12 protein-coding genes are annotated in these 15,106 nt (G+C 43.5%); 3 read left to right on the top strand and 9 right to left on the bottom strand.

Annotated elements, in window-relative coordinates; all coding sequences use genetic code 11:
* Position 1: 1 nt before the first annotated feature.
* The 8 genes from R7E38_RS12355 to R7E38_RS12320 all read right to left on the bottom strand — a co-directional run bounded on the left by R7E38_RS12355 (position 2) and on the right by R7E38_RS12320 (position 8,256).
* Complete coding sequence (locus R7E38_RS12355; RefSeq protein ID WP_017635179.1) at positions 2 to 1,039, bottom strand: DUF2955 domain-containing protein; 1,038 nt, start codon at positions 1,037 to 1,039, stop codon at positions 2 to 4.
* A gap of 12 nt (positions 1,040 to 1,051) precedes the next feature.
* A complete protein-coding gene (locus tag R7E38_RS12350; RefSeq protein ID WP_005373588.1) occupies positions 1,052 to 2,110 on the bottom strand; it encodes an HlyD family secretion protein in 1,059 nt (352 codons plus the stop codon).
* 35 nt (positions 2,111 to 2,145) lie between these two features.
* The gene (gene slyA / locus R7E38_RS12345; RefSeq protein WP_017635177.1) at positions 2,146 to 2,601 is read right to left on the bottom strand and encodes a transcriptional regulator SlyA; all 456 of its coding nucleotides are present in this window, start codon (positions 2,599 to 2,601) and stop codon (positions 2,146 to 2,148) included.
* Between the two features lie 295 nt (positions 2,602 to 2,896).
* Positions 2,897 to 5,473 carry a quorum-sensing autoinducer 2 sensor kinase/phosphatase LuxQ gene (gene luxQ, locus R7E38_RS12340; RefSeq protein ID WP_213914933.1) on the bottom strand — a complete coding sequence of 859 codons (2,577 nt, stop codon included), beginning with the start codon at positions 5,471 to 5,473 and terminating at the stop codon, positions 2,897 to 2,899.
* Positions 5,473 to 6,570 (bottom strand): autoinducer 2-binding periplasmic protein LuxP, encoded by a 1,098-nt coding sequence (locus R7E38_RS12335; protein ID WP_005385634.1) that lies wholly within the window; start codon positions 6,568 to 6,570, stop codon positions 5,473 to 5,475. Before R7E38_RS12335 ends, luxQ begins: the two co-directional genes overlap by 1 nt.
* A 331-nt stretch (positions 6,571 to 6,901) precedes the next feature.
* Positions 6,902 to 7,219 (bottom strand): GIY-YIG nuclease family protein, encoded by a 318-nt coding sequence (locus R7E38_RS12330; RefSeq protein ID WP_053349265.1) that lies wholly within the window; start codon positions 7,217 to 7,219, stop codon positions 6,902 to 6,904.
* Positions 7,216 to 7,866: a YceH family protein gene (locus R7E38_RS12325; protein ID WP_053349266.1), complete on the bottom strand. Its 651-nt coding sequence runs from the start codon at positions 7,864 to 7,866 to the stop codon at positions 7,216 to 7,218. Before R7E38_RS12325 ends, R7E38_RS12330 begins: the two co-directional genes overlap by 4 nt.
* A gap of 165 nt (positions 7,867 to 8,031) precedes the next feature.
* Positions 8,032 to 8,256: a hypothetical protein gene (locus R7E38_RS12320; RefSeq protein ID WP_005385630.1), complete on the bottom strand. Its 225-nt coding sequence runs from the start codon at positions 8,254 to 8,256 to the stop codon at positions 8,032 to 8,034.
* A gap of 220 nt (positions 8,257 to 8,476) precedes the next feature.
* On the opposite strand from R7E38_RS12320, the gene R7E38_RS12315 reads away from it, so the two are divergent.
* Together R7E38_RS12315 and R7E38_RS12310 are read left to right on the top strand one after the other, a co-directional pair.
* Positions 8,477 to 8,791 (top strand): DUF496 family protein, encoded by a 315-nt coding sequence (locus R7E38_RS12315; protein ID WP_005373603.1) that lies wholly within the window; start codon positions 8,477 to 8,479, stop codon positions 8,789 to 8,791.
* A 121-nt stretch (positions 8,792 to 8,912) separates the two neighbouring features.
* Entirely contained in the window at positions 8,913 to 10,256 is a 1,344-nt protein-coding gene (locus tag R7E38_RS12310) for an MATE family efflux transporter (RefSeq protein WP_025767935.1), read from the top strand.
* A 68-nt stretch (positions 10,257 to 10,324) separates the two neighbouring features.
* Here R7E38_RS12310 and R7E38_RS12305 read toward each other — a convergent pair whose 3' ends face one another.
* Positions 10,325 to 12,961 carry an ATP-binding protein gene (locus tag R7E38_RS12305; protein WP_171342614.1) on the bottom strand — a complete coding sequence of 879 codons (2,637 nt, stop codon included), beginning with the start codon at positions 12,959 to 12,961 and terminating at the stop codon, positions 10,325 to 10,327.
* A gap of 615 nt (positions 12,962 to 13,576) precedes the next feature.
* Here R7E38_RS12305 and R7E38_RS12300 point away from each other — a divergent pair.
* On the top strand, positions 13,577 to 15,010 hold the full coding sequence (locus R7E38_RS12300; RefSeq protein ID WP_005373606.1) for a glyceraldehyde-3-phosphate dehydrogenase: 1,434 nt from the start codon (positions 13,577 to 13,579) through the stop codon (positions 15,008 to 15,010).
* The last annotated feature ends 96 nt before the right edge of the window (positions 15,011 to 15,106 follow it).

Below are 15,106 nucleotides of genomic sequence, written 5' to 3'. Positions count from 1 at the left end.
CTTACTGCTCGCTAAAGCGCGTCGCCTCAAAGCTGTTGAGTATTCTGTGAACCGTATAGGTCACAAGCAGCGTCGCAACAATAGCAAACAAAATACTGCTCACGCGATACAGCGCACTGAACATTAAGTCACCATCCGGAGTAAGATATTGGCCGAACAAAATGCCTAATGTGGTTAAGCCGCCAAATCCGGCTCCCGAACCGCTAGACTCTTTCACGTGCATATAGCTGAACATCATCGCACCAATCCAAAGCAATGGGACGATAAACAATAAGGTATCCGACCAATCGTATAATACAAGTTGTCCGACAATACCAAAGGTCACCCCCATCAAGGTCCCCATTGCTCTTTTTCGCGCATACCCTAAAGCACCGTTCCAATGCATAGGAAACAATAAAAGTAAGGTTGTCGCCTGAGCAGACATAGAGTCACTGAGGTCAAATAGCTGGAATACAAGGAAAGACATTGTAGCGATACTCGCCCCCATAAGGGCTTCATGACGCATTCGATGACTCTGTTTAGGCTGCGACGGTTTCGCTGGTGGCTGACGAGGTTCCGCATCGGGAATCAAAAATGTCACCACATAAGCAACGATCACTGAAATAACATTCGCTTGCAGGTTGCTAAATATTAGGTCATTTAAGTCAGTGGTTGGATAACTCGCAAAGTGCAGCATGATGCTTAAGCTCAGTACGCTGTTCGCTCCAAATAAGAATAAGCTCCCTTTTGACATACAGGCGAATTTATACAGGAACAACCCGAATGCAATGATTGTCATCATGCCTGGGTGCCCACCAAATAACCCACCAAGCACACCAACTTCTAATCCACACACAACCGCTGAAAAAATCAGTTGTCGTGCGGCATGTAGACTCATGACTGGCACCATTCCAAGTAACAGCATCGGGGTTACAGTAAAGAATACGCCATAGTTCCAACCAAATACTTTACATAAAGTGAAACCAATGGTCGCACCAGTTGCAATGCGCAAACACTGACGGAAGTCGTTTTCCGACATGGGGTGGTCCCATAACTTCATATCGCCTCCTCGTTAATAAATATAATGAAGAAGACTCAAGAATTGGATCTGGCACCTCGCTAACCAACCAGATAATGCGTTTTCTGGCAACAACTGCACGGTTGCTCGTGCCCCTGCTGGAAATGCGCGCTGCTGAGGTTCATCGATAGCTAAATGTAAACGTAAGCGCTGCGCGTCTCTCACCCAACGGTTTGAGTCAGTTGGTGTTGCTAAGCGACCATCCGCATCGAATTGACCCGAGCTGACCCCGGCATCCACACTCGTAATACGAGCTTCAAATACATCACCAGGTAAGCTATCAAAAGCCACTAACGCACGGCTGTTCTGATTAAAGTGTCGTAAACTCTTTTCACGAAAGTCGGCAATGATATCCACGTCATCGGAGACTAAAGCGACAAGAGGTGTACCAGCTGCCGCATAGGCCCCCGTCTCCAGCTGCAAGTTAGCGACAACGCCATCATGTTCCGCCGAGACTTGAGTGTAAGACAGATTAAGTTCCGCTTGTTTTAGCTGGTTTTGCGCTACGCGGATATTCACATTCGTCGCGCCTAAATCACCGCGGTTTACTTCCAACTCTTTTAAACGAGCACGTGCGGCCAGTAAGTTCGCTTTAGCTGCCGTTGCACTGCTCTGTGCGTCATCGCGCTGCTGTTGCGAAGTACCATTACGGTGAAACAGGGTATTAAGACGTTTTGCTTCGCGAACTTTTTGTTCCGCCACGATTTTGCTCGCTTCAACGTCTGCTTTTGCCGCAGCAATAGAAGCATCAAGTTGTTCGTTGTTTTGAATCACACGCTCAAGGTTAAGTTGAGCCTTTTCTACGGCGAGCTGATAAGGCTGGGGATCAATCTGAAATAGTAGATCGCCTTGGCTTATTTCTTGGTTGTTGGCAACATAAAGATGCGTAATCTGCCCACTCACACGGGGGGCCACTTTAGTTACCACACGCGTTGCCATTGCCTGAGGCGTCAACGGCATGGCGAGATCTGCAACTAGAAAATAGGCAAAGACAAGGACAAACGCGACGCAAGAATATTTGATCCAACGTGCGAATTTTTGATCTGGAGTCATAGGCGTTTACTTCTCTTTTTATTCGGTTTTCTGACTTATTCGCTAAGTGAATCAAGCGCATTGTGAGCAATCTGATCAAGAATCAATGAAAGCTGCTGAAGTTCCTGGTCGTTGATGTCCGTTAGGAGCTTGCTTCGAACTTGAAGAATTCGAGCCTCCATTTGCTTTAGTAGGGTTTTCCCCTCTTCTGTGAGGCTAACAATACGTGCTCGCTTATCGTGTTCACAGCAATGGCGAACGATCAGAGATTGCTCTTCTAATAATTTTAATGTTCGCATCAACGACGCTAACTCGATCTCAAGCGCTTCAGCCAAATGCTTCTGACTGATGTTGTCACCCATTCGATAAAGCTTCCATAACGCAGTCCAACGCGGATACGTTAGGTTTAAAGGCTCTAACTCGCGATCTGCAACCATTTTCCACAAACGAGCAACACGAGATAATTTTTCAGCCAGAGAAAGGTCTCGCAAACTGTTGATGTCTTGAATCATAAGATCTACTCAATTACTTAGCGTGCTAAGTAATATAAAATAGTTAGCACGCTAAGTAAATATCTTTTTGTGATTGAAATCACGTTGGGTGTGTCAGTGAAGGGGCAGAAATCTAAGTAACACAACACTATGTTTGAACTTGAAATGCAGCGATGTACACAACAAACGTCGAGACCAATAAAGTCTGATTTGTATAAGAGTAAAAGGGTCAGATACAAAAAAGCACAACCCGCAGTCATGGTGTTGTGCTTTTCAGATAATGAATAATTGGGTTATCTCGTAGTGAGCCAATTATTCATGTTCGCTCGACTAAGAACCGCTGTTTAAAATCCACAAATGCTTCATGGAGCGCATTTTCTTTAATCGGCTTGAGAAGCACGTAATTTGCACCCGATTCCATAAAGGCGTCACTGGTTTCTTTCGCGGTGTCAGCAGTACACGCATAAATTGGCGTGCCTAGTTTTAGCTTTTGTCGGATCTCTTTGGTCGTTTCAATTCCACCAAGATGCGGAAGTTGGTTGTCCATCAGTATCAAATCGTAAGTATGATCTTTTAAGAATTCCATTGCTTCTAACCCATCTTTCGCCCAATCAACCTGCATTTTGTACTTGTTACAAAACGCTTTTAGAATGAATGCGTTAGTATGGTTATCCTCTACCAACAACACTTTGAGACTCTCTGCAAATAGTTCACCTGGCTTAACTCGCAAACTCGAATCAAGAGGGGTGAGTACTCGCTCACGATCTTTCACTGGCATTGTAATGACAAAAGTCGTTCCTAAACCTTTCTGACTGCGGACTTGAACATCACCTTCCAGCATGTCGACAAGGCTCTTCACAATGGTCAGCCCTAAGCCACTACCACCGTATTCTCGAGTCGTTGTTGCTTCTTCTTGAACAAACGGTTCGAACATTTGGTCGAGTTTGTCAGACTCGATGCCGATACCTGTATCCGTAATTTCCACGACCAGCACGCTATTGTCAGCACCATAGAACTGCTCCAGTTCCGCATGCAAGCGCACGCTACCCGAGGGCGTAAACTTCACAGAATTACTGACTAGGTTGAATAAAATTTGGTTCAGACGAACTTGGTCAGTAAAGATTTCAACATTGGGATCTATTTTGTTTTCAATGACAAGGTTGACGCCTTTACTTTCACAAATAGGACGATAAATGTTTTCTAACGTTCGAATTGTATCAGTGAAAGAAAACGGGTGCTTTTGGATATTAAACTTACCCTGCTCAATCTTCGAAAAGTCCAAAATATCATTCAAAACAGCAAGTAAGTGCTCACCACTATGTCGAAGTACGTCAATTTGGTTATTCTGCTCTTCTGTTTCCACAGAGTCTTTTAGCAATTGAGCAACCCCTAAAATTCCATTGATTGGCGTGCGGATCTCATGGCTCATTTTAGCCAGAAAGTCGGCACGGGCTTGAGCAGATTTTTCTGCTTCTTTGCGCGCCAAGTTACTCTGTTTTTCCGCCTCAATAAGCGTGGTTATATCCTGACCTTGAACAATAATACCGCTAATATCTCCATCAACTCGAATCGGCGATAAGTTCCAGCGATATACTTTGTCTCCAATTGGCACATTAACGCCTGTCAACGTAGCTCCCTGAGCCGCCATGCGAAGGTGTGGCATCAACTTTTCTTTGAAACCTTTGAACACTGGGGGCATGGTTTCAACATCGTTTTCCATGACTAACTCTTTGCGTGCTGCCGGATTGATTTGGACAAGTACACCCGATTCAGACCACACCATAATAGGTGATAATGCAAAGTTAAACAGGTCGCGGAAAGACCGCTTTTGTGCTTCAAGCTCTTCAAAAGTGTTTTCTAGTGTCGAACCAATATGATCGAATTCCTCAATATCTGACCCCTCAAAACGCTCAAATCCTTTTTCTTCACGAGCCGAGCGAGTATATGCCATCAGGGATCCTAACTCTTCAACTACTCGATTCTCGATCCATTCTTTAGTCATCAGCGCAATCATGACCATACCGATAACTGAGGCTAGCATTGCTAGCAGGTGTTGGATTTGCAATGTCACCACGCTCTGATTGTCTTGCACAGTAAGCAAGCACAAGTCAGTCTCGGCGGCATTTACCTCAATAGGGGTTTTGATGATCAATAATTGGTCAAGCTTGTGCTGGGACTCTCGTCGTTTGAGTACGTCAAATATTTGATAAGCCTCATCTCCTACTAATGAGCTTGCCAATGGTGTGTTGTTAGCGACCAACACAACATTGTCGACGTTGCCTTCATTTTTTAACCTTTCCATCAACCCAAAGTTATTATCTAAAACAACAACATTGTAAGAGTACCCCATCACTTCACCGGTTTTAGGTTGTAAAACGGGTACGCGACGAAGTAACAGATGGCGAGTTCCCATCGGGGTCTGTGAGGGTAGATAATACCAGTTGTTGCTAAAGGTCACCTGACTGGCAAGTCGGCTAAGTATCAGGTTGTTGATGCCATAGAAATGCGCGTTGCCATCGTCCCAAATAATACCTTGATGATCGGTTAGGAAACGAAACTCCGGTGTATGGGAAGGATCACTCTGGTCAATACTCATGAAAAAGTAATTGAGTGCCTCTTCATCACGTTCTGTATAAAAATCCAATACAACATCACTTTTCGAATTGCTGTTGTGATGAATCTGAATCGCTGCAAAATGGCTATCAAAAATGTTCAGGATCAGGGCAGAGGTCTGCTGCTTGGTTCGGTCGACTTCCTGCCAAATAATCTGCTTCGAGAAGTAATAACTCTGAACAAAGATGCCTAGAATGATCGGAGCAAGTACGAGAATAATTATTTTGGTAATAAGCGTCGACAGTGAGCGACGCTTTCTTGTTTTTGATGTAGTTGTCATCAATTATCTGAGTATCTAAATGCACGTTTTCTTAATGCTTCAATTCTTTCTGGAGAGTCCGATTTGGTAACGACTTCAAAATCACCAGAGTAAACGGTGGGAACTGGCTTTCCTTCTAGATCCCACTTAATGGCCTCAGCCATTGCAATACCTGTATCATCGTTCATACGCATAACGGTAACGTCTAACTCCCCTTTAGAAAGCGCCTCTAACTCTGCTGAACCGCCGCCCCAACCATTGATCATGACATCGTCACGACCTAACTCTTTAAGAGCGTCAACAGCACCTAATGCTACATCGGTAGAACACGCGTAAATGAAATCAACGTCCGGATACTTCTCCAAACTGGCTTTTGCAGCTTCATACCCAGATTGCTTTGTTGCTTTGGTGTAGTAAGCAGATTGTAGTTCAAACTGGTTATCGCGGTTCACTTGGTTGATAAAAGTGTTGCCTCTGATGTCACTAATGTAGCCCTCCGAGAAATAGAGAACACTATAGTGGCTATGTTTAGGGAAACGCTTGCCAAACTCAACGGCCAACTCACGACTTCCTTCTGCGTGGTCGAAACCAACATAAAGAAACGGCTGATGATGTTCCCAATCCCTGACAGGTGTGGTGATATTTTGTAAAATTAACTTGGTTTTCTTTGAATCTAAGACATGCTCAACAAACTTACGATGTCTTGTGGTATCTAGAGTAAAGATCAAGTAATCGGAGTTGCTTTTCAGCGCCTCCATTAAAGACAAACTTTGCTGCTTTATATCTGCATTAGGACGAGTAAACACTTGATTTAGCTGATAGTCGATATCAAGCTTATCTAGGCGTTTTTCAAACGCGTCGATGTTTCGAATCCAATAATCAGAGATCTGCTGCCCTGGATAAACAACAGAAATTTTCAGTGGACGCTTCTTGTCTTTTGCTACGGGTACAGGGGTTTCTCTTACCACTTCAGCCAACGCACTAGTTAGCTGCTTCTGTTGTGGAAACTGGTCTAAAAACTCTTGATATGCCCAATACCCATTAAGAACTTGGGTGGCCTGCACATTCGGCGCAAAAGCGGCCATTGAAATCAGGGAGAATACTAACGCTTTTTTCATCTACTGCTCTTTTAGCTTTTTTATGAGCCTAATTCAGCTCTATTCATTACCTAGCCGAGTCATCCTATACTCTTGTAATCTACCTTCCTCTTAGTGCCTGTTTCAATAGTAAATTAGTTCTTGGTCTGAGTGGATGCAAATGAAAGTACATTGAGTCGCTTCCTTTGTCTCGATGACGCAAAGACATTTCGCGCTTTTCATATTCAGGCCCTTTAAACAGAACACCAGCCCATTATGCGTCAGTTTATTCCTACATGGTACTCCAAAAACAAAAAGAAACCGCCAATGTGACATAGGCGGTTTCCGTGTATCTTTGCGTAGCAAGGGCTTATCAGAGTGCCACTATCTCTAACATCATTTGTTGATGTTCGTCGACGACAATATTTGCTTTTGACATAACGAGCAGCTCTTTTTTCGCTTTAGTTAGTTGCTTAATATAGTACTCTGCTCGCATGGCAAGCGTCTTTGACTCAAAATCCGATGACCATTCCAATATCAAAGGGCCTTTTCCCTTCAAAGCTTTCGCTCCTTTTCCGGTTTGGTGCTGATTGAATCTTCGTTCAACATCATTGGTAACACCACAATACAACGCGTTGCGGTTATTTCGTATCAGGTAGACACTCCAACGCTGCGTTGTATTTTCCATCATGAAAGCAGTGACTCAACCTTAGCTTTTAATTCATCCAGCTCTTCTTTCAGCTGAGCGACTTCGAGCTCTAGCTGACTTACTCGATCGGAGCTCGATCTTGCAGCAGACACAGGCGCTGCAAGTTCGGACGCATCAACATCACCACAGAACAAATGCATATAACGCGACTCCCGCTTACCAGCCTCACGTGGTAATTTGACCACTAATGGTCCTTTCTCTTCGCTTGCTAAATGCTCAAGGACCGTTTCCACTTCTTTTACATCATGAAATGTCGCGAGACGATTAGTACGAGTACGAATTTCCCCAGGTGTTTGAGCACCGCGCAAAAGCATACAGCATACAATGCCTTTCTCCTGCTCTGTCAGCTTTAAATCACCAAATTCCGTATTACAGAAACGGTGTTGATACTTGCTGACGCGGCTGTTGAACGCACTTTCGTCACTGACGAGCCTGCGCTCAATAAGAGCATCAACGGCATCGAGAACGTCTGACTCAGAGAGTGACATCACGGGATCACGGTTGCTTTTTTGATTACACGCGTTGGTTAATGCGTTTAGGCTGAGGGGGTAAAGATCTGGGGTAGTGACTTCTTTTTCGATCAAGCAACCAATAACTCGTGCTTCAATTGCCGTTAGCTCAACTTTCATAATGCATTTCCTTATTATTTTTGCATTTGACTTTGTACCTAAATCGCTTCGAAATCATACTCCATAAATTCACACAGCAGTGCAAGAAGCGTTAGCGGTTCAGGTGTTGGTGTCAGGCTAAAGCATAGCGTAAGACCTGACACCCCTTACGAATAGGGTCAGGTATCAATGCTCCGAGAGAATCGGCACTCTCGTCAAATTGCCATCTTGGTCGACCATCATTATTTTTGAACGATTAAGCTCAACTTCGATGATTTCGAGTTGCTCACGGGCGTTGATATACGCCGTTTTTAACTTTTCAGCCACAGAGCGAGTGACTTGCTCATTATCTTGACTATTTACTTGCTCCGCAGTGTTACCAGAGTCCATATCAAGTTCATCATTTTGCATTCAATGGTGTTGATAATATAGTGAAGGCCACGTTATGACAATTAATCGATGGATTCTACGATGTTGGCCAAAACTCGAAGAAAGCAGCACGATTATATGGACACAGCGCAATTGGTTGAGAAATGTTCAACTCTGCATTGCTATTGATCTAAAGACTGTTATGCCACTGGATGTTGTGCTTTAATCGAGGAAGATATTCATAAAATTAGGAAAGAGAACTATGAGTAGCGTATTTGAAATCGTTAACCAAGCTCGTCGTAAAAACAAACTAAAACGTGAGCTTCTTGATAACGAGAAGAAAGTTCGTGATAACCGTAAACGTGTTGATCTTCTAGAAAACCTTCTAGACTACATCAAACCAGAAATGACTCACGATGAAATCGTCGCAATCATCAAAAATATGAAAGCAGACTATGAAGATCGTGTTGATGACCACATCATTAAAAGCGCTGAGATCTCTAAAGCACGTCGTGACATCAGCCGTCGCATTCGTGAGCTGACTGAAGAAGACAAGCAAACTAGCGGCAAAAAATAAACGCGTAAGCTAGATTTTCGAACCCCGAGCAAGAATATCTTCCTCGGGGTTTATTTTTGTCTCTAAACTAACCGCCGTGTACAATCAATCTAACTCTTATTCCTAACGCATTCAGCTTTCTATGTCTTCAACTACGACAAGTACACAACCAACGCTTGCAAAACAATTATTTACGATGACCTGGCCAATGCTTTTTGGCGTTCTGTCTTTAATGAGCTTTCAGCTTGTGGATAGCGCGTTTATCGGTCAGCTCGGCGTTTTACCGTTAGCCGCTCAAGGTTTCACTCTGCCTTTGCAAATGGTCATTATCGGCATTCAAGTCGGTCTAGGGATCGCAACGACAGCGGTCATTTCTAAAGCTCTTGGGGCGAATGAAAGTCGGTATGCCAAACAACTTGGCGGATTAGTATTGATGATCGGCTCAATTGGTGTCGCTATTTTTGGCGGGCTAATTTGGCTTTTGCGCTACCCCATTTTAGCTCTATTAAGCGCTCCAGAATCTGTTATGCCGATAATCGACAGTTACTGGCCTTGGTGGTTATTAAGCTCATGGACTGGTGCGGTTTTGTATTTTTATTACAGTATCTGCCGAGCTAATGGCAATACAATGTTACCTGGCACAATGATGATGATAACCAGCGGCGTGAACCTTGTGCTCGACCCGCTATTTATTTTCACGTTTGACTTGGGTATTAACGGAGCGGCAATAGCAACCATCGTCGCTTTTGGGTTTGGTATTTTAGTCGTCGCTCCTCGCGTGAAAAAGAATCACTGGGCAACGACACAATGGCAAGATCTTAACGTAGCCAAAAGTGTTGCATCTATCGGTAACATTATGGGCCCTGCGATGATTAGCCAACTGCTGCCACCGTTGTCTTCCATGCTAGCAACAAAATTATTGGCAAGCTTTGGAACCGCAGCAGTCGCCGCTTGGGCGCTTGGTTCACGCTATGAGTTCTTTGCTATCGTTTCGGTCTTGGCGCTGACAATGTCTATGCCTCCAATGGTTGGACGCTTACTTGGAGCAAAGAACTATGAAGATATCCAAAGGCTCGTCAGTATTGCCGTAAAATTCATTCTAGGTTTCCAACTTTTGATTGCTGCCATTACATTTGCCGTCGCAAATCCACTCGCATTATTGATGACAAGTGATGTGCAAGTGGAGCAAGTCTTGGAAATGCATTTACTGATAGTGCCGATCAGTTTGGGTTCATTAGGGGTTTGTATGCTAATGGTTTCTCTTTGTAATGCATTAGGCAAATCTTACACCGCGCTCACTATTTCAGCGCTGCGCTTGTTTGTCTTTTTCCTACCGTGCTTGTGGGTTGGCGCTCAAATGGATGGAATCCGAGGTTTACTCTTAGGCGCTTGTATCGGCAACCTGTTAGCTGGTGTTTCCGCATACCTAACCTATCGCCAAACCATACGCAAACTCGCAGGCGCTCAAGCCAACGCACAACAATGAATAATCAGAACTAAGCCCCTGAAGTGGGGCTTTATCGTTTTGAGGCCTTGTCTAAGTTGAAATGTTAGCTAGGCGAGTTTTAATTCACTAAAGAGCTCAAATAACTGGTTCGATTTATACGGCTTAGGTAAATAAGCATCCATGCCTGCCGCAAAACAGTTGTGGATGTCTTCTTCCAAAACACTCGCAGTGAGTGCGATAATCATCGTTTTTTCACGTCCTGCTTTCTTTTCCCAACGACGAATTTCTTTCGTCGCGGTCAGTCCATCCATCACGGGCATCATGCAGTCCATTAAAATTGCATCGAATTCTTCTCCCTTTGTGATGGCTTCTAACGCTTCTTGACCGTTGCTTGTTATCAAATAGTCATAACCTGCTTTATCCAGAAAAAAACTCGCTATTTTCTGGTTCATCAAATTATCCTCCGCAATTAAGATCCTCCGATGAGAGCGCGACGCTCGATATTCAGAGCTGACAACATTATTGGTGACATTGTCACTTGATATAGTCTTTTCAACCTTAGCTAAATCATCAATGACATGCTTAAATCGATTGCCAAGGAAAGGTAATGTGAGTACGGCATGTACTTTTTCTGCATTTTCGTAGGGAGTGGATAAATGATGCTGGCAAATAATCACACGGCGAAGATCGTAATTAAATGATAGATTATCCAAGATTTCATCGGTATTAGCGTCGTCACTGTGGCACAGAAATATGACATCAAAGTCATCATTTATCGCTTGCACTTCATTCACATTATCAACACCAAAGAGATTGATTTTCGCTAAGCGACACTCTTTTAATACTTGGTCGGCGTAGTCGTAATTTGAGCAGATCAAAAGCCCTTTATTAATCACCTCCGAACGCCAGCCAAACACCGGAATTGCTTCAACCTCAATCGAGAATTCAAAGCATGTGCCCACTCCTTTTGTAGATGTTGCTACGAGCTTGCCCCCCATCATCGACACAAGCTGACAACAAATTGCCAAACCCAACCCTGTACCGCCAAATTGCCTCGACACTCCTTCATCTTCCTGAGTAAAGGGTTCAAAAATCGTGGTTAACTTATCTTGATCAATGCCTATTCCGGTATCTTCTACTTTAAACGTCAGCACTCCACGTTCTTTCTCAAGTAATTCCTCATAACTAACATCAACGCATACATGCCCACTTTCGGTAAACTTAACCGCATTCGATACCAGATTCGTAACTACCTGTTTGACACGATGATCATCGACCATCACGCGAATGGGGATATTTTCAGCTAAATTAATACCTAACTTTAGCTGTTTAGATGTTGCTTTGGATTGGAATAAAATCACCGACTGATACACGACTTCTCGGATATCCGCTTCTACTAGTGACAGCTCCAATCGTCCAGACTCGATTTTAGAGAGATCCAATATATCGTTAAGTAAAGTAAGCAGTGTTTGAGATGAGGAGTCAATGTCATCAACAACTTCTTGTTGATGCGAAGACAACTCACTTTGAGAGAGTATTTCTGTCATGCCCATGATCCCGTTAAGGGGCGTGCGTATTTCATGTGACATGTTGGCAAGAAACACAGATTTTGCACGATTAGCCGATACTGCTGACTCTTTTGCATGCAGTATTTCTTCAGTTTGTCTCTGCATTTCTTCAACCACTCGATTCACTTGCTGAGCAAAAATGGTCAGTTCATCACTTCCATCAACTTTGACTTTTGTTTGCTTCTCTTCGGAGTTGATCAACGCGTTTAAAGTATGAATGATCGCATCGAGTTTGCTGTTAACTCGGAACCAAGTACTAAATCCGAGCCAACAAAGCAGGATAACCACTAAGGCGACGCCAAAACTGATCATCGCTATATTGGCCTTTTGTTCATGAACCTGCGTGAGAAGCGACTGCTCAGTTTGTTTGGTGAACCCATCAATGAGCACTTGTAAGCGCTGCACACGAAAATCGAGTTCTTTTAAATACGCGGCGTAGTCACTTTGTGACATGTCTCCTGACATTAATTGTCCGCGAGACGCTAAGTTTCTCTGATATCTCGGCGAAGTAAACAAGCCAAGCAATTTATCCACTTGCTCGTATGACCCACCTAAGTTTAAAAACGCATCCAAATTTTGCTGCTGTCGGTCAATCGCCTGATAAAACATACTTTGACTTAGCCGACTCTCAGGGTCTTGGACTAAACGGTTCGTCAGCCAAGCTTCTTTCTGTGTCCAAAAAGAGAGCTGAGCAAGGTAGGCAATAAAATTTTGCATGCGAATGCCATCGTCACTGCCATACCATTGATGATTTTGCAACAAAGAGCGCGACATATTTTGGAGCTGTTGAAATGCCCAATCACCCAGGTCGTCCATCTCACTCAATCTACCTGACAATACCCCCAGCATGGCTTCTTTCAGTTCATCAGCATACTCAGCAGTATTAGGGTTACTCACAAACTTTTGATGCAAAGAAGAAATAACTTCACCTTGTTCTTCAATATTAATGGCTGCAGAGACTTGAAGATCAGGCTGTCGGCGTACTTTCTCTATGGAGTAAATAAAGTGGGAGGCCTTGGATATCAATTGGAAACCTTGAATATTGCTAACCGTTTGATTGAGACGGCTCACGCGCAACGCATTATCAGAAAACTGCTGAACTGCAAACACCACTATTACCACAGCGGGTAATAGTGCGAGGAGTGCTAAGCGTGTTTTTATTGATAATCTCAACATCCATCAGCCTAATGGTTGATTTCATCCGTTTATTTAATATTAGACTAGTTTCTTGCATTGAAAGGCATATACGACATTGTTACTTTCAAACAACATTCACCTACTTAGATTATGGTTATTGTGAGTGTTTTATCATCGGCTAATGAAGTGGCAATTGTGATTCAAGTCATATTTTTTGATCTTAAAGTTGGATGCAAACAATAAAGTTTCACTCACAACTAAGAGTCGCATCACTTTTCAGGAAATCATCTATTGTATGTTTACCTATTGAGTTGCCTTATCGAGTCAAATCACACAAAAATGCAAAATATCCATTTTTGTCAACAAAACTAATTTGAAAGCAAACGTTATCATCGCAAAAAAAGTAAGTTACTTTCTAAATGTCAATACGTGAAAACCACTGCTTTAGTCACATTAATCCACCACTAACGTCCCCTTAAGTAGTGTTTTACACTGGATTTAATTTTCCTAGCAGAATAAGGACTCCGACCTTAGAATCCGCACACATAACTATTACAACCCGATTACATAACCCACCACACTCTTGCACGCTGCCGAAGAGGCAACAGCAGAGAGTATGGTTAGCCCCCAAAACGTGAAAGGTCTAATACAACAATGAGTCCAGAGAAATATCTCCAAGACTGGCAAACTAGCCAAACGATTGCTGAATCTATTTCCCCTCTAATTGGTAAGCTATATCGTCAAAAAGGAATCGAAGTGGTTCTGTTTGGTAAAACGCTTATTAATGCTACTACTATAGACATTCTCAAAACTCATCGCGTTGCAAGACGTTATACCGGTAACCCACTTTCGCTTGAGCACACGATGCCTATTATTCAAGCGCTTTGTGAAATGAGCATTTCTTCATGCCGTGTCGATGTTGGCCAATTGGCAACTATGTACTGGAATGAACATGACGATACAAGCTCTCTAAACGATTTCCTTATCACTGCACTTGATGGCGCTCGCGACGCAGATTCTTCACTGAAAGCGCGTGATGTGGTTCTTTACGGGTTCGGTCGCATTGGTCGACTACTTACTCGCCTTCTCATTGAGAAAAGTGGTCCAGGTTACCCACTAAGACTACGTGCGATTGTGGTTCGTGGCGGTAAAAAAGGCGATTTGGAGAAGCGTGCTAGCCTGCTGCGTCGTGACTCAGTTCACGGCCAGTTCAACGGTAGTATTGTTATCGATGAAGAGCGTAAAGCACTGATCGTTAACGGCAACTACATCCAAATTATCTACGCAAATAACCCAAGCGAAGTAGACTATTCAGCTTTCGGTATCAATAACGCGCTAGTTGTTGATAACACAGGTGTTTGGCGTGATTCTGAAGGCCTGAGCCAACACTTAGCGTGTCAAGGCGCAGAGAAAGTACTGCTAACAGCACCAGGTAAAGGTGACATCAAAAACGTTGTATTCGGTGTAAATGAGTCGGTAATTAAAGAAGATGACACCATCATCTCTGCGGCAAGCTGTACAACAAATGCAATCACGCCAGTCCTTAAGGCTCTGAACGATAAATATGGTGTTCTTTCTGGCCATATTGAAACCGTGCACTCATACACAAACGACCAAAATTTGATCGACAACTTCCACTCTGGTGACCGTCGCGGACGTAGTGCTTCACTAAACATGGTTCTGACTTCAACAGGTGCGGCAAAAGCAGTTGCTAAAGCATTGCCAGAGCTTGCAGGCAAGCTAACAGGCAACGCGATTCGCGTACCGACACCAAACGTTTCTATGGCAGTCGCTAATCTAAACTTAGGTGAAGACGTAGACCGTGATTCACTGAACGATTACTTGCGTGAAATGGCGTTGAACTCTGAGCTTTCGGCACAGATTGACTACACCGATTCAACAGAAATTGTATCAACTGACTTAGTTGGCTCTCGCCATGCAGGCGTCGTAGATGGTCAAGCGACTATCGCACAAGACAAGCGTTGTGTACTTTACATCTGGTACGACAACGAATTCGGTTACAGCTGCCAAGTTGTGCACTGTATGGAACAAATGATGGGTGTTCGTTACCAAACATTCCCTCGATAGGTGAACTTTGCTCCACAACGTTAACCACATAGCGTAGCGGACAATATCTCATATTTGTTCTAAATAATAAGCGCCATGCGCATTACTAATATTTTT

This window comes from Vibrio sp. Vb2131 (assembly GCF_033338535.1).
GTDB lineage: Bacteria > Pseudomonadota > Gammaproteobacteria > Enterobacterales > Vibrionaceae > Vibrio > Vibrio alginolyticus.
This window is presented reverse-complemented; position numbering and strand designations above follow the sequence as displayed.